The organism is Lelliottia sp. 7254-16 (assembly GCF_002922995.1).
In the GTDB taxonomy this organism is placed as follows: Bacteria; Pseudomonadota; Gammaproteobacteria; order Enterobacterales; family Enterobacteriaceae; genus Enterobacter; species Enterobacter jeotgali.
The window spans coordinates 74,151-96,277 of record NZ_PQVS01000005.1; the positions used below are offsets into that span (position 1 = coordinate 74,151).

The 22,127-nt window shown below is 53.8% G+C and carries 15 protein-coding genes; 8 read left to right on the plus strand and 7 right to left on the minus strand.

Going from position 1 to position 22,127, the window contains the following annotated elements; translation table 11 throughout:
- Window positions 1–50 precede the first annotated feature (50 nt).
- Window positions 51–1,622 (minus strand): multicopper oxidase CueO, encoded by a 1,572-nt coding sequence (gene cueO / locus C3708_RS09210; RefSeq protein WP_103949121.1) that lies wholly within the window; start codon window positions 1,620–1,622, stop codon window positions 51–53.
- A gap of 145 nt (window positions 1,623–1,767) precedes the next feature.
- Between cueO and C3708_RS09215 the strand changes: the two genes are divergently transcribed.
- From C3708_RS09215 to speD, 3 genes are all read left to right on the plus strand, one after another.
- On the plus strand, window positions 1,768–2,115 hold the full coding sequence (locus C3708_RS09215) for a YacC family pilotin-like protein (protein ID WP_095284177.1): 348 nt from the start codon (window positions 1,768–1,770) through the stop codon (window positions 2,113–2,115).
- Window positions 2,116–2,232: 117 nt separating this feature from the next.
- Window positions 2,233–3,102 carry a polyamine aminopropyltransferase gene (gene speE, locus C3708_RS09220; protein ID WP_103949122.1) on the plus strand — a complete coding sequence of 290 codons (870 nt, stop codon included), beginning with the start codon at window positions 2,233–2,235 and terminating at the stop codon, window positions 3,100–3,102.
- Window position 3,103: 1 nt separating this feature from the next.
- A complete protein-coding gene (speD, locus tag C3708_RS09225) occupies window positions 3,104–3,898 on the plus strand; it encodes an adenosylmethionine decarboxylase (protein WP_103949123.1) in 795 nt (264 codons plus the stop codon).
- A gap of 31 nt (window positions 3,899–3,929) precedes the next feature.
- Here speD and yacL read toward each other — a convergent pair whose 3' ends face one another.
- Together yacL and acnB are read right to left on the minus strand one after the other, a co-directional pair.
- Window positions 3,930–4,292, minus strand: a complete 363-nt coding sequence (gene yacL / locus C3708_RS09230) for a protein YacL (RefSeq protein ID WP_095280802.1) — start codon at window positions 4,290–4,292, stop codon at window positions 3,930–3,932.
- Between the two features lie 179 nt (window positions 4,293–4,471).
- Entirely contained in the window at window positions 4,472–7,069 is a 2,598-nt protein-coding gene (gene acnB / locus C3708_RS09235; protein WP_095280801.1) for a bifunctional aconitate hydratase 2/2-methylisocitrate dehydratase, read from the minus strand.
- A gap of 1,021 nt (window positions 7,070–8,090) precedes the next feature.
- Between acnB and C3708_RS09240 the strand changes: the two genes are divergently transcribed.
- The gene (locus C3708_RS09240) at window positions 8,091–9,650 is read left to right on the plus strand and encodes a DUF3300 domain-containing protein (protein ID WP_103949124.1); all 1,560 of its coding nucleotides are present in this window, start codon (window positions 8,091–8,093) and stop codon (window positions 9,648–9,650) included.
- 10 nt (window positions 9,651–9,660) lie between these two features.
- Window positions 9,661–10,455: a DUF2950 family protein gene (locus C3708_RS09245; RefSeq protein ID WP_103949125.1), complete on the plus strand. Its 795-nt coding sequence runs from the start codon at window positions 9,661–9,663 to the stop codon at window positions 10,453–10,455.
- A 42-nt stretch (window positions 10,456–10,497) separates the two neighbouring features.
- Here C3708_RS09245 and lpdA read toward each other — a convergent pair whose 3' ends face one another.
- The 4 genes from lpdA to pdhR all read right to left on the minus strand — a co-directional run bounded on the left by lpdA (window position 10,498) and on the right by pdhR (window position 17,696).
- On the minus strand, window positions 10,498–11,922 hold the full coding sequence (gene lpdA, locus C3708_RS09250; RefSeq protein ID WP_095280798.1) for a dihydrolipoyl dehydrogenase: 1,425 nt from the start codon (window positions 11,920–11,922) through the stop codon (window positions 10,498–10,500).
- 199 nt (window positions 11,923–12,121) lie between these two features.
- Window positions 12,122–14,011 carry a pyruvate dehydrogenase complex dihydrolipoyllysine-residue acetyltransferase gene (gene aceF / locus C3708_RS09255; RefSeq protein ID WP_103949126.1) on the minus strand — a complete coding sequence of 630 codons (1,890 nt, stop codon included), beginning with the start codon at window positions 14,009–14,011 and terminating at the stop codon, window positions 12,122–12,124.
- A 14-nt stretch (window positions 14,012–14,025) separates the two neighbouring features.
- Window positions 14,026–16,689, minus strand: coding sequence for a pyruvate dehydrogenase (acetyl-transferring), homodimeric type (gene aceE / locus C3708_RS09260; protein ID WP_095280796.1), 2,664 nt, complete (start codon window positions 16,687–16,689; stop codon window positions 14,026–14,028).
- Between the two features lie 242 nt (window positions 16,690–16,931).
- Entirely contained in the window at window positions 16,932–17,696 is a 765-nt protein-coding gene (pdhR, locus tag C3708_RS09265; protein ID WP_103947083.1) for a pyruvate dehydrogenase complex transcriptional repressor PdhR, read from the minus strand.
- A 537-nt stretch (window positions 17,697–18,233) separates the two neighbouring features.
- On the opposite strand from pdhR, the gene aroP reads away from it, so the two are divergent.
- The 3 genes from aroP to C3708_RS09280 all read left to right on the plus strand — a co-directional run bounded on the left by aroP (window position 18,234) and on the right by C3708_RS09280 (window position 22,124).
- On the plus strand, window positions 18,234–19,604 hold the full coding sequence (aroP, locus tag C3708_RS09270; RefSeq protein ID WP_095280794.1) for an aromatic amino acid transporter AroP: 1,371 nt from the start codon (window positions 18,234–18,236) through the stop codon (window positions 19,602–19,604).
- A gap of 161 nt (window positions 19,605–19,765) precedes the next feature.
- Complete coding sequence (locus tag C3708_RS09275; protein WP_095280793.1) at window positions 19,766–21,163, plus strand: glycoside-pentoside-hexuronide (GPH):cation symporter; 1,398 nt, start codon at window positions 19,766–19,768, stop codon at window positions 21,161–21,163.
- 10 nt (window positions 21,164–21,173) lie between these two features.
- A complete protein-coding gene (locus C3708_RS09280; RefSeq protein ID WP_103947085.1) occupies window positions 21,174–22,124 on the plus strand; it encodes a family 43 glycosylhydrolase in 951 nt (316 codons plus the stop codon).
- Window positions 22,125–22,127 lie beyond the last annotated feature (3 nt).

A 22,127-nucleotide genomic window follows, 5' to 3' on the forward strand; every position in this document is an offset into this window, starting at 1 on the left:
CCCTCTCCCTGTGGGAGAGGGTCGGGGTGAGGGCATCAAACCGCACGAATTTACACCGTAAAGCCGAGCATCATCCCCGTATCTTCATGCTCCAGCAGATGACAGTGCGCCATATAGGCAAACTCATTCGGCGCATCATGCTCGAACTTCACCAGCACTTCGCTGACGCCACCTTCCACTCGCACCGTATCTTTCCAGCCCGTACGATGGGCCGCAGGCGCTTTGCCATTCTCGGACAAAATGCGGAACTGCGTGCCGTGAATGTGGAACGGATGCAGCATCATGTCGCCCTCGCCTGAAATCACCCAGCGCTCGTACTGCCCTTTTTGGGCCGCAAACATCGGCGTGTTCATATCGAAGGCCTGACCGTTGATACGGTTGGCGTTGTGGAAATCAAACCCTTTCCCGCCGCCGTGATTCATATGGCCCATGTTGCCCATCTTGCCATGATCCATATTCATATGACCCATCGGCTGCCCGTGGTGCATCCCGGCCATCGCCTGGTCGCCATATTTAGTCATCAGCGCCTGCATCCCCATCATGTCGAGCATCGGGTCCATCGACAGCTGGAGTTTGCGCTGGGTTAAGCCGTCGAGTGACGGCAGCGCTGGCACGGTGGCAAGCGCGTCTGGCAATATGCCAGAGGCCGTGACCAGCAAAGGCTGAATGCGCAGCACCGGATGTGGCTTATCGAACGGGGCTACAGCCATCCCCATCTGACTCACCGGCAGTGTGACGAGATCAAACGGCTTGCCGTCGCTGATATCCACCAGCACTTCAAAACGCTCGCCCATCAGCATCGGCAGCTCGCTGACTTTCACCGGCTCGGCTAACAGCCCGCCGTCGCTCGCCACCACGTACAGTGGACGCTGGTCGCTGGTCGCAAAATTCAGGGAGCGGGCGTTACAGCCGTTGAGCAGACGCAGACGCAGCCAGCCTTTCGGTGCCGCGTGCTGGGGGTAAATCGCACCGTTGGTCAGGAGCGTATCGCCAAACCAACCGACGGCTGCGCTCATCACGTCCAGCTGATAGTCGATCTGCCCGTCGGCGGTAAACTTTTTATCCTGCACAATCACCGGCACATCGTCGATGCCCCACTGTTTTGGCAGGCGCAGCAATCGACTTTCGTCATCTTCGATTAGCACTAATCCCGCCAGCCCCATCGCCACCTGATGCCCGGTTTTGCCATGCTGATGCGGGTGGAACCAGCAGGTTGCCGCGTGCTGGTCGGGGGTAAAAGTCACGGTACGCTCACCGCCCGCTTTAATCACACCCTGCGGGCCGCCGTCCACTTCACCGGGGATCTCCAGGCCGTGCCAGTGCAACGTCGTCTCTTCCGCCAGCGTATTGTGAATATTCACCGTCACTTCTTTTCCCCTGCGCAGTTGAAGCGCCGGGCCGAGCAAGTTACCGTTATATCCCCATGTCGTGGCTTGATGTGGTCCAAAGGTGGATTTTCCTGACTGAACGATCAACTGGATGCGGCTACGTGCGTCTGCGGTCAGTAAATCGGGGATCGGAAGCGCCGGTCTGTCGGCGGCAAACACCGCGCGACTCCATAAAGGTAATGCGCTGGCAGCCCCTATTACGGCTGAATATTTCAAAAAATCACGACGTTGCATGTTCATTCCTTTTTTCCGTGCAGGCGATATTTTGAGCTTAAACCCTCCCCTAAGCGGAAGGTCAAGTAAAGTGGCAATAATAAAGATCGTCGGGCTGGTATCAAGTATGCTAACGTTTAATTTCCGTGATGCAGTGGTAGAAGCAATGAAGACGTTTTTCAGGACAATTTTGTTCGCCTGCCTGGTGGCGACAAGTGCGAACAGTTATGCGCTGAGTGAAAACGAAGCAGAAGATATGGCCGATTTAACGGCAGTTTTTGTTTTCCTGAAAAACGATTGTGGATACCAGAATTTACCCAACGGGCAAATTCGTCGCGCACTGGTCTTTTTTGCCCAGCAAAACCAATGGGATCTCAGCAACTACGATAGCTTTGACATGAAGGCACTCGGCGAAGACAGCTACCGCGATTTAAGCGGCATCGGCATCCCGGTCGCGAAAAAATGCAAAGCGCTGGCCCGCGATTCGCTGAGCCTGCTCGCCTACGTGAAGTAACCTTCCCGACGCCCCTTTGTTAAACATGATGGCCGTGCATGCGCGGTCATTGTTGGCTATGATGTTGCGCCCATTTTGCGTGGGTGTAATAGATGTTAACAAAGGAGGTATCAGCCTGTGACCGAGAAAACCCTGTGGCACGAAACGCTGCATGACCAGTTTGGTCAGTACTTTGCCGTTGATAACGTGCTTTATCATGAGAAAACCGATCATCAGGATCTGGTCATCTTCGAGAACGCCGCATTTGGGCGCGTGATGGCGCTGGACGGGGTGGTGCAAACCACCGAGCGCGACGAATTTATCTATCACGAAATGATGACCCACGTGCCGCTGCTGGCACACGGCCACGCAAAACACGTGCTGATTATTGGCGGTGGCGATGGCGCAATGCTGCGCGAAGTGTCCCGTCATAAGACCGTCGAGACGATTACGATGGTCGAAATCGACGCCGGTGTCGTCTCCTTCTGCCGCCAGTATCTGCCGAACCACAATGCGGGCAGTTACGACGATCCGCGCTTTTCGCTGGTGATTGACGATGGCGTCAACTTTGTGAATCAGACCAGCCAGAATTTCGATGTGATCATCTCCGACTGCACCGATCCTATTGGGCCGGGCGCGACGCTCTTCACGTCATCCTTCTACGAAGGCTGCAAACGTTGCCTTAACCCTGGCGGTGTTTTCGTCGCCCAGAACGGTGTGTGTTTCCTGCAGCAGGACGAAGCCATCGACAGTCATCGCAAGCTCAGCAATTACTTCGGTGATGTAAGCTTTTATCAGGCGGCGATCCCCACCTATTACGGCGGCATCATGACCTTTGCCTGGGCGACGGATAACGAGGCACTACGCCATCTCTCAACGGAGATCATTCAGGCCCGATTCCATCAGGCACACCTCAAATGTCGTTACTATAATCCGGCAGTCCACACCGCCGCTTTTGCCTTGCCGCAGTATCTGCACGACGCGCTGTCTTCTAAGGGGGTGAACTAAATTGAAAAAGCTGAAACTGCATGGCTTTAACAACCTGACCAAAAGCCTGAGTTTTTGTATTTACGATATCTGCTACGTCAAAACAGCGGAGGAGCGCGATGGTTATATCGCCTATATCGATGAACTCTACAACGCCAACCGACTGACCGAGATCCTGTCAGAAACCTGCTCCATCATCGGGGCTAATATCCTGAACATTGCCCGTCAGGACTATGAACCGCAGGGCGCGAGCGTCACTATCCTGGTGAGCGAAGAGCCGATTGATCCACAGCTTATCGACCCAACAGAGCATCCTGGCCCGTTGCCAGAGGCGGTAGTCGCCCATCTCGATAAGAGCCACATCTGCGTCCATACCTACCCGGAGAGCCATCCTGAAGGCGGGCTGTGCACCTTCCGCGCCGACATCGAGGTGTCGACCTGCGGCGTGATTTCACCGCTTAATGCGTTGAATTATCTTATCCACCAGCTGGAATCTGATATCGTCACCGTCGATTATCGTGTGCGCGGTTTCACCCGTGATATCAACGGGATGAAACATTTTATCGACCATGAAATTAACTCGATTCAGAACTTTATGTCAGACGACATGAAGGCGCTGTACGACATGATGGACGTGAACGTGTACCAGGAAAACATCTTCCACACCAAGATGTTACTGAAGGAGTTCGACCTGAAGCACTACATGTTCCACACGAAGCCAGAAGATTTAAGCGAAGAAGAGCGGAAGGTGATCACCGATTTGCTCTGGAAAGAGATGCGCGAAATCTACTACGGCCGCAATATTCCGGCCGTGTAAAACGCACGGGGAGCAAGGATGCTCCGTTGGTTTACTTCTGTTTCATGAAATCGCGGTACGCCGCGACAACCTGCAAAAAGTCTTCGACGCCGCAGAGCGACAGGCTCTCTTCGTCGTAGTAGCTCATCCCCTCTTCGATCTCATCGCCTGAAAACTCAAGCTGATTGGCGCGAACCATGACCTCTTCACCGTCCATCCACAGAGTATATTCATGTCCGACGCGCTGCCATGAGCGCTCGCTCCCTTTCACCGTGCCCGCCGCCTGTTCCACTTCATCAAGCAGGGCAAGGTTCTCTTTCACTTCTTCGTTAAACCAGTGCCCGACCACTTCGTGGCCCATCGACATACGCACTTTCACCACTCCGGTGATATCGCGCAGAAATTCGTAATCCATGGTGTTTTCCTCTGCAAAGCCATTGCCTAATTATCGCAGATAGAGAGGAGATAAAAAACGGGACGGGTGTCAGGAGTGGAAAATAAAAACCCCGCGTGAAAAACGCGGGGTTTTTGGGGGAGATTGTGCGGGCTGATGCCCTCACCCCGGCCCTCTCCCACGGGAGAGGGAGAAAACAGTTATACAGCAGTCTGGAAGATCACGCCGTCCGCTTTCTCGGTGTACTGAGAAAGTTTATCGAAGTTCAGATAGCGATAGGTATCTACCGCCGTCTTATCAACCTGAGCCACATAGGTCTGATACTCTTCCGGCGTCGGCAGTTTGCCGATCAGCGCCGCAACAGCCGCCAGTTCCGCAGACGCCAGATAGACGTTCGCGCCGGTCCCTAAACGGTTCGGGAAGTTACGGGTCGAGGTGGAAACCACCGTTGAACCGTCTGCCACACGCGCCTGGTTACCCATACACAGGGAACAGCCAGGGATTTCGATACGCGCACCGCTCTTACCAAACACGCTGTAGTAGCCTTCTTCCGTCAGCTGTGCCGCATCCATACGCGTTGGCGGAGCGACCCAAAGACGAGTTGGCAGCTGGCCTTTATGCGCATCCAGCAGCTTACCTGCCGCGCGGAAGTGACCGATATTGGTCATGCAAGAACCGATGAACACTTCGTCAATCTTATCGCCCTGCACATCAGAAAGCAGACGTGCATCGTCAGGATCGTTCGGCGCACACAGGATTGGCTCTTTGATATCCGCCAGATCGATGTCGATCACTGCCGCATATTCTGCGTCAGCATCTGCTTCGAGCAGATTAGGTTCCGCCAGCCATTTTTCCATCCCCTGAACACGACGCTCCAGAGTACGACGATCGCCGTAACCTTCTGCGATCATCCACTTCAGCAGCACGATGTTAGAGCTGAGATACTCAACGATCGGCTCCTGATTGAGCTTAATGGTACAGCCAGCAGCAGAACGCTCAGCGGAGGCATCGGTCAGCTCAAACGCCTGCTCGACTTTCAGATCCGGCAGACCTTCGATCTCCAGAATACGGCCAGAGAAGATGTTGATCTTCCCTTTCTTCTCAACGGTCAGCAGACCCTGTTTGATCGCGTACAGCGGGATCGCGTGCACCAGATCGCGCAGCGTAATACCCGGCTGCATTTTGCCTTTGAAGCGCACCAGAACGGATTCCGGCATGTCCAGCGGCATGACGCCTGTCGCAGCGGCAAACGCCACCAGGCCAGAACCCGCCGGGAAGGAGATACCGATCGGGAAACGGGTATGGGAGTCACCACCGGTACCGACGGTATCCGGCAGCAGCATACGGTTCAGCCAGGAGTGGATAACGCCATCGCCCGGACGCAGGGACACGCCGCCACGGTTCATGATGAAGTCTGGCAGGGTGTGGTGAGTGGTCACGTCAACCGGCTTCGGATAGGCCGCCGTGTGGCAGAAGGACTGCATCACCAGGTCAGACGAGAAGCCCAGACACGCCAGATCTTTCAGCTCATCACGGGTCATTGGACCGGTGGTGTCCTGAGAACCGACGGATGTCATTTTGGGTTCGCAGTACGCACCCGGACGCACACCGGCTACGCCGCAAGCGCGACCTACCATTTTCTGTGCCAGGGAGAAGCCGCGATTGCTCTCGGCAACATCTTTCGCCTGACGGAACACATCGCTGTGCGGCAGACCCAGCGCTTCACGCGCTTTGGTTGTCAGACCACGACCGATGATCAGTGGAATACGGCCACCGGCACGCACTTCATCGATCAGCACATCAGTTTTCAGTTCGAAGCTGGCCAGCAGTTCGTTGGTTTCGTGGTTGCGCACTTCACCTTTGAACGGGTAAACGTCAATCACGTCGCCCATGTTCAGGTCATTCACATCGACTTCGATCGGCAGCGCGCCCGCGTCTTCCATAGTATTGAAGAAGATAGGTGCGATTTTACCGCCAAGACACAGGCCACCGCCGCGCTTGTTCGGCACATGAGGGATATCATCGCCCATGAACCACAGCACGGAGTTGGTTGCGGATTTGCGCGAAGAACCGGTACCGACAACATCACCGACGTAAGCCAGCGGGAAACCTTTCTTATTTAATTCTTCGATCTGTTTGATTGGGCCAACAACACCCGGCTGATCTGGATTAATGCCTTCGCGGGCGTTTTTCAGCATCGCCAAAGCGTGCAGTGGGATATCCGGGCGAGACCAGGCATCCGGGGCCGGAGACAGGTCATCGGTGTTGGTTTCACCGGTCACTTTAAAGACGGTGACAGTGATTTTTTCGGCCAGTGCCGGGCGGTTCAGGAACCATTCGGCATCCGCCCAGGATTGCATCACCTGCTTCGCATGAGGGTTGCCCGCTTTTGCTTTCTCTTCCACATCGTAGAAGTTATCAAACATCAGCAGCGTCTGAGACAGGGCTTTAGCAGCAATCGGTGCCAGCTTTTCGCTTTCCAGGGCATCAATTAGCGGGTGGATATTGTAGCCGCCCTGCATCGTGCCGAGCAGTTCAATCGCTTTTTCAGGAGTGACCAGTGGGGAGGTGGCTTCGCCTTTGGCAACGGCAGCAAGGAATCCGGCTTTTACATACGCGGCTTCATCAACGCCAGGCGGAACGCGGTTGATCAACAGATCTAACAGGAATTCTTCTTCGCCCGCAGGCGGATTCTTCAGCAGCTCGACGAGGCCGGCCATCTGGGTTGCATCTAAGGGTTTCGGTACAATTCCCTCGGCGGCACGTTCTGCTACGTGCTTACGGTATTCTTCTAGCACGACGGTTCTCCTCGCTCTCATTGTCATAGTGCGGCATACACTTCATCCTTCAATTTGCCTCTGCGTTGGCTACGCTCGCTCACCCCGGTCACATACTCATGTAAGCTCCCGGAGATTCACTCCCTTGCCGCCTTGATGCAACTTGAAAGCTTTCGTGTACTGGGCGTTCTCTTCACGCTCCTGTGAGACAGCAGTTTGTAGGGTAAATGCCCGATACCGCGTCGGGCAGCATAGCAGGATTTCTGCACAGTGTTAATCCGTTTACAAAAAAGCAACATTGAATAATTTGCTGAATCGTTAAGGATGGTGTAGCGCGCAGAGAGAGGAATTTTTCGGGCACAAAAAAACCGCCTTTCAGCGGTTTAGTTGTTGCCTTGCGGTGGTAGCACACCGGGCTGGCAGGTTGTGCGGCAATCATCAACACAGCGAATTTTGCTCTTTCATTCGGTGCGGTGCAAGTTCTGTTTTTCTTTTTGCGTAGCCTCTTCCGCTTTCAGTTGAAAATCAAAGTAATGCCATTTCACAGCTTCTTTCACAATAATTAATACGCTAATGTCCACTCCGGCCTGCTTCGCTGGTGTAGCAACCAGTCACCGGGCCCGGGAGCAGTTCCGTAACCTACGTGGCAATCATCAACTTGCCTGGTTCTGCCTTTCCCGGTGAAGAAGGAATCCGCGTAGCCCTGCAAAGGAACGCACGCAATGGAGAGGCGATATGTTTATGCGCTGATCGTTGTGACCGGTTTACTGCTGACGGCGCTGCATGGTGGCTGGAATATTTCCGACATCACGGTGCTGTTGGTGGTCAATCTCGGCAACTAGCTACTGGCCGCTCGCAAGGGCGGCCTTCTGAATCTCCGACGTCTTTTCCTCCATCGGATATAATTTGTGTCATAAATGCTCACACTCTTTATCCGGACACTTCCGCCGTTTCCCAAGAAACGTCAAAACGGCAAACCACGGGTGAATATACTCGCGGCAACAAGAACGCCCATCGACACTGCTTACGCTGGAGTCACACTATGAAGTTGCCCTTTAAGCCACACCTTCTGGTCCTGCTGTGCAGTGCCGGGCTGTTAGCCGCATCCGGTGTTATGTATGTGAAGAGTCGAGCGCCTGAAACGGTTTCAACACCTTCGGTAACGGCAACTCCCGCCGCTCCTCAGGCCGTAAGCCCTCCCCCCGCACCGGTTGTCGCACCGACCTATACCGCCGCGCAAATCGATCAATTGACGGCGCCTGTTGCGCTCTATCCTGATGCCCTACTGTCGCAAATCCTGATGGCCTCGACCTATCCGGCCAACGTTATTCAGGCGGCGCAGTGGTCGAAAGATAATCCCAAAATGCAGGGCGATGCGGCGATTCAGGCGGTGAGTAATCAGCCGTGGGACCCGAGCGTAAAATCTCTGGTCGCTTTCCCTCAACTGATGTCGCTGATGGGTGAAAACCCGCCGTGGATACAAAGTCTCGGCGATGCCTTCCTCGCACAACCGAAAGATGTGATGGATTCCGTCCAGCGTTTGCGCCTGCTTGCCCAACAAACGGGCGCACTGCAATCGACACCGCAGCAAACGGTGACGAGCGTGAAGAAAGCGGCTCCCGCAACCAGCACCACATCGGGCTCAACGACTGTCACAACGACAACAAGCCCACCGGTAATCAAGATCGAATCCGCCGATCCGCAGGTGGTTTACGTCCCAACGTACAACCCCAACACGGTTTACGGCACCTGGCCAAGTACCAGCTATCCGCCGGTTTATCTGCCCCCTTCTCCGGGCGAGCAATTTACCGATAGCCTGGTAAAAGGCCTGGGCTTTAGCCTCGGCGTCGCAACGACCTACGCCATTTTCAGTAATATCGACTGGGACGATGACGACGATTATCATCACCATGACCACGATGATTACGACCACCACAACGGCGGCTATAACCGTAACGGCGATAACAACATCAATATCAACGTGGATAATTTCAATAAAATCAGCGGGCAGAGGCTGAACGAAAATAACCGTACCTGGCAGCATAATCCTGCTTACCGCGAAGGCGTTCCTTACCCGACTCATCAGCTGAACAATCGTTTCCATTCGACAAACAGCGCAACGGGACTGAGTGCGACTCAACAAAAACCGGTTAACCGCGACAGTCAGCGCCAGGCGGCACTGGCTCAGGTTCAGCAATCCACCGGGAAAAACCTTTCGCAAACCCAGCGTCCGGCAACGAAAGACGCTCAGCGTCAGGCGGCCAACAATCAGCTGAAGCAGATTTCCCAGCGCAATAATTACCGTGGTTACGACAACAGCAAACCGCAGACCGCGCAAAGGGCGAATAACAAAGCGCAGCGCGAAAATCGCCAAACGCAGACGCAACGACAAAACAGGCCGGCTGCGCAAACCAGCCAGCAGCGAAATACGCAACCCCGAGCCAATGCCCTAAGCGGGAACGATAGCCGGTCAGCAAACTGGCAGGCACAGCAGCAGCGTGGCAATCAGAGTCGCCAGCTCGCATCGCACAACCAGAACCGTCAGCAGCCACGGCAAATGCCTGCGGGCCGTAGTGAACATCGTGAATTCCGTCATCGCTAAGGACAACAACATGAAAAAGAAATTACTCAGTGGGATGATGCTGTTGATGGTCTCGACGTTCACTCTCGCACAGCAGAGCTTCACTAACCCAGACGAGGCAACCAGCGCACTGGCCAAGGCGATAAACGCGCAAAACGAAGGCGAGATGAAAAATCTGCTCGGCGATGACTGGCGTGATTTTCTGCCACCAGAAGGTGTCGATCCCGATGCCGTTGACCGTTTCCTGCGAGACTGGAAAGTGAGCCATCGTACGGTGGTCGAAGGTGATATTGCGCATCTGAACGTGGGCGACAGCGACTGGCAACTGCCCATTCCGGCGGTGAAACGCGCCTCCGGCTGGCAGTTTGATATGCAAAAAGCTTCAGAGGAAATCCTGACGCGTGAAATCGGCCGCAACGAACTCGCCGCCATTGAAGCCCTTCACGCCTATGTCGATGCTCAGGAAAGCTATTTCGCGCTCAATCATCAGTACGCGAAAAAAGTGATCAGCTCAGAAGGGAAAAAAGATGGCTTGTACTGGCCTGCAGTACCCGGTGAAGCACCGAGTCCACTTGGTCCGGCATTCAGCCCGCAGGTGCCAGGAACCGGATATCACGGCTATCAATTCCGTATTCTTCCGGACAGCAATAATGGCTTTGCGATGATCGCCTGGCCCGTCAGCTATGGCCAGACCGGAGTGATGAGTTTTATGGTGAACGGTGAAGATCAGGTGTATCAGACGGATCTGGGCAAGGAGTCGCAGAAGAAAGCGCAGGAGATAAAGACTTATCATCCGGATAAAGGGTGGCAGGCCGTAGCGCCATAAAAAAAAGCCGCTCAGTTGAGCGGCTTTTTCACATTCAGAAGATTACTTCTTCTTGGCTTTCGCGTTCGGCAGGTCGGTGATGCTACCTTCGAAGATCTCTGCCGCCAGGCCCACTGACTCATGCAGAGTTGGGTGCGCGTGGATGGTCAGCGCGATGTCTTCAGCGTCGCAGCCCATTTCGATAGCCAGACCGATCTCACCCAGCAGCTCGCCGCCGTTGGTGCCGACAATCGCACCACCGATGACACGGTGAGTCTCTTTGTCGAAGATCAGTTTGGTCACGCCATCGGCGCAATCGGAAGCGATCGCACGGCCAGAAGCAGCCCACGGGAAGGTGGCGGTTTCGTAGCTGATGCCTTTTTCTTTCGCTTCTTTCTCGGTCAGACCCACCCAGGCAACTTCTGGCTCGGTGTAGGCGATCGATGGGATCACTTTCGGGTCGAAGTAGTGCTTCATGCCCGCGATGACTTCAGCGGCAACGTGGCCTTCGTGAACACCTTTGTGCGCCAGCATTGGCTGACCGACGATATCGCCGATAGCAAAGATGTGCGGCACGTTGGTGCGCAGCTGTTTGTCGACACGGATAAAGCCACGGTCGTCAACTTCAACGCCAGCCGCGCCTGCATCCAGGTTTTTGCCGTTCGGTACACGACCGATAGCCACCAGCACTGCGTCGTAACGCTGCGCTTCAGCAGGGGCTTTTTTGCCTTCCATGGAAACGTAAATACCGTCTTCTTTCGCTTCAACGGCAGTCACTTTGGTTTCCAGCATCAGGTTGAATTTCTTGCTGATGCGTTTGGTGAAGACTTTAACGATGTCTTTATCGGCAGCCGGGATAACCTGGTCGAACATTTCAACCACGTCAATCTCTGAACCCAGCGCGTGGTATACGGTACCCATTTCCAGACCGATGATACCGCCACCCATAACCAGCAGGCGTTTTGGAACGGTTTTCAGTTCCAGAGCGTCGGTGGAATCCCACACGCGTGGATCTTCATGCGGAATGAACGGCAGTTCGATCGGACGGGAGCCCGCCGCGATGATCGCGTTGTCGAAGTTGATCACGGTTTTGCCGTTTTCGCCTTCCACTTCCAGGGTGTTTGCCCCGGTAAATTTACCCAGACCGTTGACCACTTTCACTTTACGGCCTTTGGCCATGCCAGCCAGACCGCCAGTCAGCTGAGTGATCACTTTTTCTTTCCAGGTACGAATCTTGTCGATATCGGTTTTCGGCTCGCCGAAGACGATACCGTGGTCAGCCAGTGCTTTGGCTTCTTCGATAACTTTTGCTACGTGCAGCAGTGCTTTAGAAGGGATACAGCCGACGTTCAGACAAACACCACCGAGGGTGCTGTAACGTTCTACGATAACGGTTTCCAGACCTAAATCAGCGCAACGGAAGGCAGCAGAGTAACCTGCAGGACCTGCCCCAAGTACCACGACCTGAGTTTTGATTTCAGTACTCATCATGACCTCTTATTGATTTCCGGCGGTCCAGGTACTTGTCGCCCTTCATCCACCGGGACGTTCTATCCGCCCGTATTTTACAAAATTGTTAACAATTTTGAAACAACAAACGGCTCATGAATTCTTGTCTTTACCCATAACCTCACAATTATCATGAGATTACAAGACAAAAAGCCGGCCGACTGGCCGGCTTTTGCGATTACATCACCAGGCGGCGAATATCGCTCAGGGTGTTGTTGATGATGGTAATGAAGCGAGCACCATCAGCACCGTCGATCACGCGGTGGTCGAAGGAGAGAGAGATTGGCATCATCAGACGCGGCACAAACTCTTTACCATTCCACACCGGTTCCATCGCGGACTTAGACACACCGAGGATCGCCACTTCTGGCGCGTTAACAATCGGCGCGAAGTGGGTGGTACCCAGGCCGCCGATGCTGGAGATAGTGAAGCAACCGCCCTGCATTTCGCCGGCTGTCAGCTTACCATCACGCGCTTTCTTGGAGATCACTGTCAGTTCACGGGACAGCTCAGTAATGCTCTTCTTGTTCACGTCTTTGAAGACCGGAACAACCAGACCATTTGGCGTATCAACCGCAACACCGATGTTGATGTATTTTTTCAGCGTCAGACGTTGTGCATCTTCAGACAGAGAGCTGTTGAAACGTGGCATCTGCTCAAGCGCTGCCGCAACGGCTTTCATGATGAAGACCACTGGGGTGAATTTCACGTCCAGTTTACGTTTTTCAGCTTCGGCGTTCTGCTGTTTACGGAACGCTTCCAGATCGGTGATATCGGTTTTGTCGAAGTGCGTAACGTGCGGGATCATCACCCAGTTACGGCTCAGGTTAGCACCAGAGATTTTCTGGATACGACCCAGTTCCACTTCTTCGATTTCACCAAACTTGCTGAAGTCCACTTTCGGCCAAGGCAGCATGCCCGGAATACCGCCGCCGGTGGCAGCAGCAGGTGCCGCTTCAGCGCGTTTCACCGCTTCTTTCACGTAAGTCTGAACGTCTTCGCGCAGGATACGACCTTTACGGCCAGTCCCTTTCACTTTCGCCAGATTCACACCGAATTCGCGCGCCAGGCGACGAATCAGCGGAGTGGCATGAACGTACGCGTCGTTTTCAGCAAACTCAGATTTGCCTTCGGATTTCGCCGCCGGTGCCGCTGCTTTTGCAGCAGGAGCCGGAGCGGCAGCAGCAGGTGCTGGTGCAGCAGCCGGAGCCGCGGCAGGCGCAGCGCCTTCCACTTCGAAGACCATGATCAGAGAGCCGGTAGACACTTTGTCGCCGGTGCTGATTTTGATTTCTTTCACGGTACCTGCGAACGGAGCCGGGACTTCCATAGAGGCTTTGTCGCCTTCTACGGTGATCAGTGACTGCTCAGCGGCAACTTTGTCGCCCACTTTCACCATCACTTCAGTCACTTCAACTTCGTCACCGCCGATATCCGGAACGTTAACGTCTTTCGCGCCAGACGCTGCTGGTGCCGCCGCTGCTGCCGGAGCAACTGCCTGTGCTGGAGCCGCAGCAGGTGCTGCGCCCGCTACTTCGAAGACCATAATCAGGGAGCCGGTAGACACTTTGTCACCGGTGTTGATTTTGATCTCTTTAACGACGCCCGCGAACGGAGCCGGGACTTCCATAGAGGCTTTGTCGCCTTCTACGGTGAGCAGGGATTGTTCAGCGGCAACGGTGTCGCCCACTTTCACCATGATCTCAGTCACTTCGACTTCGTCACCGCCGATGTCCGGCACGTTAACGTCTTTTGCAGCCGCAGCCGCAGGTGCAGCCGCCGGAGCCACTGCTTCTTTCTTCTCTTCCTGCGCAGGTGCAGCAGCTGCTGCACCGTCGGCGGAATCGAAAATCATGATCAGTTTGCCGGTCTCGGTTTTGTCGCCAACAGAGACTTTGATCTCTTTAACGATGCCAGCCTGAGGAGACGGGACTTCCATAGAGGCTTTATCGCCTTCTACAGTGATCAGCGACTGTTCAGCTTCAACTTTGTCGCCTACTTTGACCAGGATCTCGGTGATTTCAACTTCATCAGCCCCGATGTCCGGTACATTGATTTCGATAGCCATTATTCTTTTACCTCTTACGCCAGACGCGGGTTAACTTTATCTGCATCGATGTTGAATTTGGTAATTGCTTCTGCAACCACTTTCTTATCGATTTCGCCACGTTTAGCCAGTTCGCCCAGCGCTGCTACAACCACGTAAGAAGAGTCAACTTCGAAGTGGTGACGCAGGTTTTCGCGGCTGTCAGAGCGACCGAAGCCGTCGGTACCCAGTACGCGGTAATCGTCAGCCGGTACATAAGTACGAACCTGCTCGGCGAACAGTTTCATATAGTCAGTAGATGCCACTGCCGGTGCGTCGTTCATTACCTGAGCGATGTACGGTACACGTGGAGTTTCCATCGGGTGCAGCATGTTCCAGCGCTCACAATCCTGGCCATCACGCGCCAGTTCAGTGAAGGAGGTCACGCTGTACACGTCGGAGCCAACGCCGTAGTCGTTCGCCAGGATCTGCGCTGCTTCACGTACGTGACGCAGGATAGAACCGGAGCCCAGCAGCTGAACTTTACCTTTGCTACCCGCGATGGTTTCGAGTTTGTAGATACCTTTACGGATACCTTCCTCGGCACCTGCTGGCATAGCCGGCATGTGGTAGTTTTCGTTCAGAGTGGTGATGTAGTAATAAACGTTCTCTTGCGCTTCACCGTACATACGAACCAGGCCGTCATGCATGATGACTGCTACTTCGTACGCGTAAGACGGGTCATAAGAGATACAGTTCGGGATAGTCAGAGACTGAATATGGCTGTGACCATCTTCGTGCTGCAGACCTTCACCGTTCAGCGTTGTACGACCGGAAGTACCACCGACCAGGAAGCCGCGAGCCTGTTGGTCGCCAGCCTGCCAGCACAGGTCACCGATACGCTGGAAACCGAACATTGAATAGTAAATGTAGAACGGAATCATCGGCAGGTTGTTGGTGCTGTAAGAGGTCGCAGCAGCCAGCCAGGATGCGCCTGCACCCAGCTCGTTGATCCCTTCCTGCAGAATCTGGCCTTTCTCGTCTTCTTTGTAGTATGCAACCTGCTCACGGTCCTGCGGGGTGTACTGCTGGCCGTTCGGGCTGTAAATACCGATCTGACGGAACAGACCTTCCATACCGAAAGTACGCGCTTCATCGGCGATGATTGGCACCAGGCGATCTTTGATCGACTTGTTCTTCAGCATCACGTTCAGGGCACGAACGAAAGCGATAGTGGTAGAGATCTCTTTGTTCTGCTCTTCCAGCAGCTGGGAGAAGTCTTCCAGAACCGGCAGTTCCAGTTTCTCAGTGAAGTTCACCTGACGGGACGGCAGGTAGCCGTTCAGTTTCTGACGCTGTGCGTGCAGGTAGGTGTGTTCTTCAGAACCTTCCGGGAAGGTGATGTAAGACAGGTTTTCAACCTGCTCGTCGGTGACAGGAACGTTGAAACGGTCGCGGATATAACGCACGCCGTCCATGTTCATTTTCTTCACCTGGTGAGCAATGTTTTTACCTTCAGCGGTGTCACCCATGCCATAACCTTTGATGGTATGTGCCAGGATAACTGTTGCTTTGCCTTTGGTGTCTTGAGCGTTTTTCAGTGCTGCGTAGACTTTCTTCGGATCGTGGCCGCCGCGGTTCAGAGCCCAGATCTGATCGTCAGACCAGTCTGCAACCAGCGCTGCGGTTTCAGGGTATTTACCGAAGAAGTGTTCACGAACGTAAGCACCGTTTTTGGATTTGAAGGTCTGATAGTCGCCGTCAACGGTTTCGTTCATCAGCTGGATCAGTTTACCGCTGGTGTCTTTACGCAGCAGTTCATCCCAACGACCGCCCCACATCACTTTAACCACGTTCCAGCCAGCACCGCTGAAGATGCCTTCCAGTTCGTTGATGATCTTGCCGTTGCCGGTTACCGGACCATCCAGACGCTGCAGGTTACAGTTGATGATGAAGCACAGGTTGTCCAGTTTCTCACGGGTGGCGATGGTGATCGCACCTTTAGATTCTGGCTCATCCATTTCGCCGTCGCCCAGGAAGGCGTAAACGGTCTGCTGAGAGGTATCTTTCAGGCCACGGTGTTCCAGATATTTCAGGAATTTAGCCTGGTAGATTGCACCGATTGGACCCAGCCCCATAGAAACGGTCGGGAACTGCCAGAATTCAGGCATCAGTTTAGGGTGCGGGTAAGAGGACAGACCTTTACCGTGAACTTCCTGACGGAAGTTGTTCATCTGCTCTTCAGTCAGACGACCTTCCAGGAACGCACGTGCGTAAACGCCCGGAGAGATGTGGCCCTGGAAGTACACCAGGTCGCCGCCGTCTTTCTCGGTGCGCGCGCGGAAGAAGTGGTTGAAGCACACTTCGTATACGGTCGCAGAAGACTGGAAGGAAGCCATGTGGCCGCCCAGTTCCAGGTCTTTCTTGGATGCGCGCAGAACGGTCATGATCGCGTTCCAGCGGATGGCAGAACGAATACGACGTTCCAGATCCAGATTGCCCGGGTATTCCGGTTCGTCTTCGACGGCAATCGTGTTTACGTAGTTGCTAGCCCCTGCACCTGAAGCTACTTTCACGCCACCTTTACGGGCTTCTGAAAGCAGCTGATCAATCAGATACTGAGCGCGCTCAACACCTTCTTCACGGATGACCGATTCGATCGCTTGTAGCCAGTCGCGAGTTTCGATCGGATCCACGTCATTTTGGAGACGTTCTGACATGGGGGTATTCCTTATCTATCTAATACGTTGATTTGTCTGGAACCTGTCCCATTGTGCTCTTTTTCTTCCTATTTCAGGCTGTCTCTTTGTTGGCTGCGCTTCCTCACCCTGGTCACATAGTTAACTATGCTCCCAGGATTCGCGCCCTTGCCACCGCGATACAACCCGAACTATTTCGAAAACTAAAAGCACAATAAGACAGGTTCTGCGTTTAGTTGCCGCGCTCTAAAAATGCCTGGCGCTTAATCCTTTCGTTGCTGTATGCGGCGAAGTGAACGTTCTCGACGACTCTGTTCACGGCTGCGGTCCAGCAAGATTTCCTCAATGAAAGCCAGGTGACGGTGCGACGCTTCACGCGCCTGCTCCGGTTCCCCGGCCATTATCGCCTCGAATACTCGGGTGCGATGGTTGCTGACCAACGGGAGCATCTCCCGGCGGGCGTACAACAATTCAAAATTTTGTCGAACATTCTGGGCCAGCATCGGCTCCATGCAGCGAAGCAGATGGAGCAGCACCACATTGTGCGCCGCTTCGGTGACGGCAATTTGATACTGGACGACGGCATCGGACTCGGCGTCGAGATCGCCTGACTGCTGGGCCCGTTCAATGGCCTGATGAAGCTCGCGAATACGTTCACGATCTTCATCATTGCTGCGCAGGGCCGCGTAATATGCAGCGATGCCCTCAAGCGCGTGACGGGTTTCAAGCAGGTCAAACTGGGATTCTGGGTGGTCAGATAGAAGCTCTACCAGCGGATCGCTGAAGCTCTGCCACAGGCTGTTTTGCACAAAAGTTCCACCGCCCTGACGACGAAGCAGCAAGCCCTTCGCTTCGAGACGTTGAATTGCCTCGCGCAGAGAGGGACGAGAAACGTCGAACTGTTTTGCCAGTTCGCGTTCAGGCGGGAGTTTTTCACCGGGGCGCAGAGTCCCTTCGAGGATTAAAAACTCCAGCTGCTGCTCTATCACATCCGATAGTTTTGGTTGGCGAATTTTGCTGTAGGCCATATTCCCTGTCTTACGCCTTTTTGCCCGGAGTAAATTGGTCTTACCAATTTCATGTTCGTATCGCTAAAGTAACAAAGTATTCACCTTCTGTCCATCTTGGTTTTGATTGAAATCAGTAAACCCTGCACATTTTAACAACCTTACAGAAATAACGTTTCAGAAATGTAACTTTGCACAAATGAACTGGTTACTACTAAAGAGGGTGTTTTAACCATATTGAAACGAGGGAATTTGCAATCTGAAGCGATTCAACAAGGTAAATAATGAAAATTAGCCCACTTATGGAGCATTTTTATTCTATAGGTTGGGTACGGGAGTGAATCGGCACTATTTACAAATGCTTTCTTTTTATTCAAGCGATCCACATCCCTTCATAAAGCAGGTGCATTCGCGGTCGCTTACCACTATTCTGGCGTCAACGGAAGCCATCTCCGATTTTTTCGGTTAACTTAACCGTAAAGAAATAAATACAGAAAATGGACTTTCATAATTACACACGCCCGAGCGTGAACATAACAACCACACACGAGGTTTCAAATGGAAGCTCAACAGCATGGCGATCAGCTAAAGCGCGGCCTTAAAAACCGCCATATACAGCTCATCGCGTTGGGTGGCGCTATCGGTACCGGCCTGTTTCTGGGCAGCGCATCCGTCATTCAGTCGGCAGGTCCGGGCATTATTCTGGGTTACGCCATTGCAGGCTTTATTGCCTTCCTTATTATGCGCCAGCTGGGCGAAATGGTCGTTGAAGAGCCGGTAGCAGGCTCCTTTAGCCACTTTGCCTACAAATACTGGGGCAGCTTTGCCGGTTTCGCATCGGGCTGGAACTACTGGGTCCTGTACGTTCTGGTTGCCATGGCGGAGCTGACTGCCGTCGGTAAGTACATTCAGTTCTGGTATCCGGAGATCCCTACCTGGGCTTCAGCGGCGGCCTTCTTCGTGATCATCAACGCCATCAACCTGACCAACGTTAAAGTGTTTGGTGAGATGGAGTTCTGGTTTGCCATTATCAAAGTCATCGCTGTGGTCGCGATGATCATCTTCGGCGGCTGGCTGCTGTTCAGCGGCAACGGCGGCCCGCAGGCCACTGTGCGTAACCTGTGGGAGCAAGGCGGGTTCCTGCCTCACGGCATGACCGGTCTGGTGATGATGATGGCGATCATTATGTTCTCGTTCGGTGGGCTGGAGTTGGTGGGTATTACCGCAGCTGAAGCCGATAATCCTGAGCAGAGCATCCCGAAAGCCACCAACCAGGTTATCTACCGTATTCTGATTTTCTATGTGGGCTCCCTGGCGGTTCTGCTTTCCCTGCTGCCGTGGACGCGCGTGACCGCAGACACCAGTCCGTTCGTATTGATCTTCCATGAACTGGGCGACACTTTTGTGGCGAACGCGCTGAACATCGTGGTGCTGACCGCTGCGCTATCCGTCTATAACAGCTGCGTATACTGCAACAGCCGTATGCTGTTCGGCCTGGCTCAGCAGGGCAACGCACCAAAAGCGCTGCTTAACGTGGATAAACGTGGCGTACCGGTGAACTCCATTATGGTGTCCGCGCTGGTTACCGCACTGTGCGTACTGATTAACTACCTGGCACCGGAATCTGCCTTTGGTCTGCTGATGGCACTTGTGGTCTCCGCACTGGTGATCAACTGGGCGATGATCAGCCTGGCGCACATTAAATTCCGTCGCGCCAAGCAGAAACAAGGTGTGAAAACCCGCTTCCCGGCCCTGCTTTATCCGCTCGGCAACTGGGTCTGCCTGGTCTTTATGGCGGCGGTACTGGTCATCATGCTGATCACCCCAGGCATGGCCATCTCCGTGTATCTGATCCCGGTGTGGATTGCGATACTGGGTGTGGGCTACATGTTTAAACAGAAAAATGCCAAAACCGTAAAAGCGCATTAATCGTGTCTCGCTCTGTGCCCGATTGCGGCACAGAGCGTGTTACCTGCCTCACAAATTCTCACCAACAGCCATTTCATCCATATCACCGCCCTTATCCTGCAACGCATATATTCCTTCGCCAGCGAATAATTCTCTCCATACCGAAACTCGGAGATCTGTCGATGGATAACAATAAGCTGTCAGTAAAAGAAAAGATCGGCTATGGGATGGGCGACGCGGGATGCAATATCATCTTTGGCGCCATCATGTTGTTTGTTAACTATTTTTATACGGATATCTTTGGGCTGGCACCGGCACTGGTCGGCGTACTGCTGCTGTCAGTGCGGGTTATCGATGCCATCACCGACCCGATAATGGGCGCGATTGCCGATCGCACCCGCAGTAAATATGGTCGATTTCGTCCATGGCTGCTGTGGATTGCCTTCCCCTATGCCCTGTTCAGCATCCTGATGTTCACCACCCCAGAGTGGACTTACAACAGCAAAGTTATCTATGCGTTTGTCACTTACTTCCTGCTGTCTCTCACCTACACGGCAATTAACATCCCATACTGCTCGCTGGGCGGGGTGATCACCAACGACCCTAAAGAGCGCGTGGCCTGTCAGTCGTACCGCTTTGTAATGGTCGGGATTGCCACGCTGCTGCTCTCGTTAACGCTGCTGCCAATGGTGGAGTATTTTGGCGGCGACGACAAAGCAAAAGGCTATCAAATGGCGATGACCGTGCTGGCGCTGATTGGCACCTGCATGTTCCTGTTCAGTTTCTCGACCGTACGGGAACGTATTCGCCCTGCGGTGCAAACCAATGATGAGCTGAAAAACGATCTGAAAGATGTGTGGAAGAACGATCAGTGGGTGCGCATCCTGCTGCTGACCCTGTGCAACGTCTGTCCGGGCTTTATCCGCATGGCGGCGACCATGTATTACGTCACTTGGGTAATGGGACAAAGCACCCATTTCGCCACCCTGTTTATCAGCCTCGGCGTGGTGGGCATGATGCTCGGCAGTATTTTCGCGAAAACCCTGACCGACCGCTGGTGTAAGCTGAAAGTGTTCTTCTGGACCAATATCGCACTGGCGATTTTCTCCTGCGCGTTCTACTTCTTCGACCCGAAAGCCACGACCACCATCGTCGTACTCTATTTCCTGCTCAATATTCTGCATCAGATCCCTTCCCCGCTGCACTGGTCGCTGATGGCGGATGTGGACGACTACGGTGAGTGGAAAACCGGGAAACGCATCACCGGGATCAGTTTTTCCGGCAATATCTTCTTCCTCAAACTCGGGCTGGCGATTGCCGGTGCAATGGTTGGATTCCTGCTCTCCTGGTACGGTTATGATTCCGGAGCAAAAGCACAAAGCGCCGATGCCACTAACGGGATTGTCCTGCTGTTTACCATCATTCCGGGCGTGGGTTATTTGATTACTGCTGGCGTGGTTCGCCTGCTGAAAGTTGACCGCGAAATGATGAAGCAGATCCAGGAGGACCTGGAAAAGCGCCGTAATAACTATCGCGAGCTGAATGATTACCAGGAACTCAAAGCTGTAGAGACTAAATAAGGAAAGCCCTATGCGTCACTGGCCAAACCCGTTTATCGAACAACGTGCCGACCCGTATATTCTGCATCACGACGGGCTTTATTATTTCATCGCCTCAGTACCAGAGTACGACCGGCTGGAGATCCGTCGCGCCGACTCGCTGGAAGGGTTACGTAGCGCAGAAGAAGTGGTGGTCTGGCGTAAACCGGATACCGGCCCGATGAGTGAGCTGATCTGGGCACCGGAACTGCATTACATTGACGGCAAGTGGTACATCTACTTTGCCGCCGCGCACACCCAAGCTCTCGACCAACTGAATATGTTCCAGCACCGGATGTTCGCGCTGGAATGCGCAGACAGCGACCCGCTGAGTGGGAAGTGGGTCGAAAAAGGACAAATCGTCACGCCGTTTGATACGTTTGCGCTCGATGCCACCACCTTCGTGCATCAGGGCAAACGTTGGTATCTGTGGGCGCAAAAAGCACCCCATATTTCCGGTAACTCCAATCTCTATCTGTGCGAAATGGAAAACCCGTGGACGCTTAAAGGTGAGCCCATCATGCTCAGCAAACCGGAATACGACTGGGAATGTCGGGGGTTTTGGGTCAACGAAGGCCCGGCGGTGCTGGAGCATAGCAATACGCTATTTATCAGCTACTCTGCCAGCGCGACGGATGAGAACTACTGCATGGGGCTATTGTGGATTGATAAAAGCGCCGATCCGCGCAATCCAGCCAACTGGCACAAAGCACCGCGACCGGTGTTTACCACCAGCTACGAAAATCGCCAGTACGGGCCAGGGCACAACAGCTTTACGAAAACGCCGGACGGCGAAGATGTGCTGGTGTATCACGCACGAAACTACACAGAAATTGAAGGCGATCCGCTTTACGATCCGAATCGTCATACCCGCCTGAAGTTAGTTCGCTGGGACAAAAACGGGATGCCTGATTTTGGCATCCCGCCTGCGGATACGTATTGAGGA

What these genes read in the sequence shown, in the direction of transcription:
- cueO (WP_103949121.1), bottom strand. Translation starts at nt 1,622, where the DNA reads ATGCAACGTCGTGATTTTTTGAAATATTCAGCCGTAATAGGGGCTGCC.
- C3708_RS09215 (WP_095284177.1), top strand. Translation starts at nt 1,768, where the DNA reads ATGAAGACGTTTTTCAGGACAATTTTGTTCGCCTGCCTGGTGGCGACA.
- yacL (WP_095280802.1), bottom strand. Translation starts at nt 4,292, where the DNA reads ATGGATTACGAATTTCTGCGCGATATCACCGGAGTGGTGAAAGTGCGT.
- C3708_RS09240 (WP_103949124.1), top strand. Translation starts at nt 8,091, where the DNA reads ATGAAGTTGCCCTTTAAGCCACACCTTCTGGTCCTGCTGTGCAGTGCC.
- C3708_RS09245 (WP_103949125.1), top strand. Translation starts at nt 9,661, where the DNA reads ATGAAAAAGAAATTACTCAGTGGGATGATGCTGTTGATGGTCTCGACG.
- lpdA (WP_095280798.1), bottom strand. Translation starts at nt 11,922, where the DNA reads ATGAGTACTGAAATCAAAACTCAGGTCGTGGTACTTGGGGCAGGTCCT.
- aceF (WP_103949126.1), bottom strand. Translation starts at nt 14,011, where the DNA reads ATGGCTATCGAAATCAATGTACCGGACATCGGGGCTGATGAAGTTGAA.
- aceE (WP_095280796.1), bottom strand. Translation starts at nt 16,689, where the DNA reads ATGTCAGAACGTCTCCAAAATGACGTGGATCCGATCGAAACTCGCGAC.
- pdhR (WP_103947083.1), bottom strand. Translation starts at nt 17,696, where the DNA reads ATGGCCTACAGCAAAATTCGCCAACCAAAACTATCGGATGTGATAGAG.
- aroP (WP_095280794.1), top strand. Translation starts at nt 18,234, where the DNA reads ATGGAAGCTCAACAGCATGGCGATCAGCTAAAGCGCGGCCTTAAAAAC.
- C3708_RS09275 (WP_095280793.1), top strand. Translation starts at nt 19,766, where the DNA reads ATGGATAACAATAAGCTGTCAGTAAAAGAAAAGATCGGCTATGGGATG.
- C3708_RS09280 (WP_103947085.1), top strand. Translation starts at nt 21,174, where the DNA reads ATGCGTCACTGGCCAAACCCGTTTATCGAACAACGTGCCGACCCGTAT.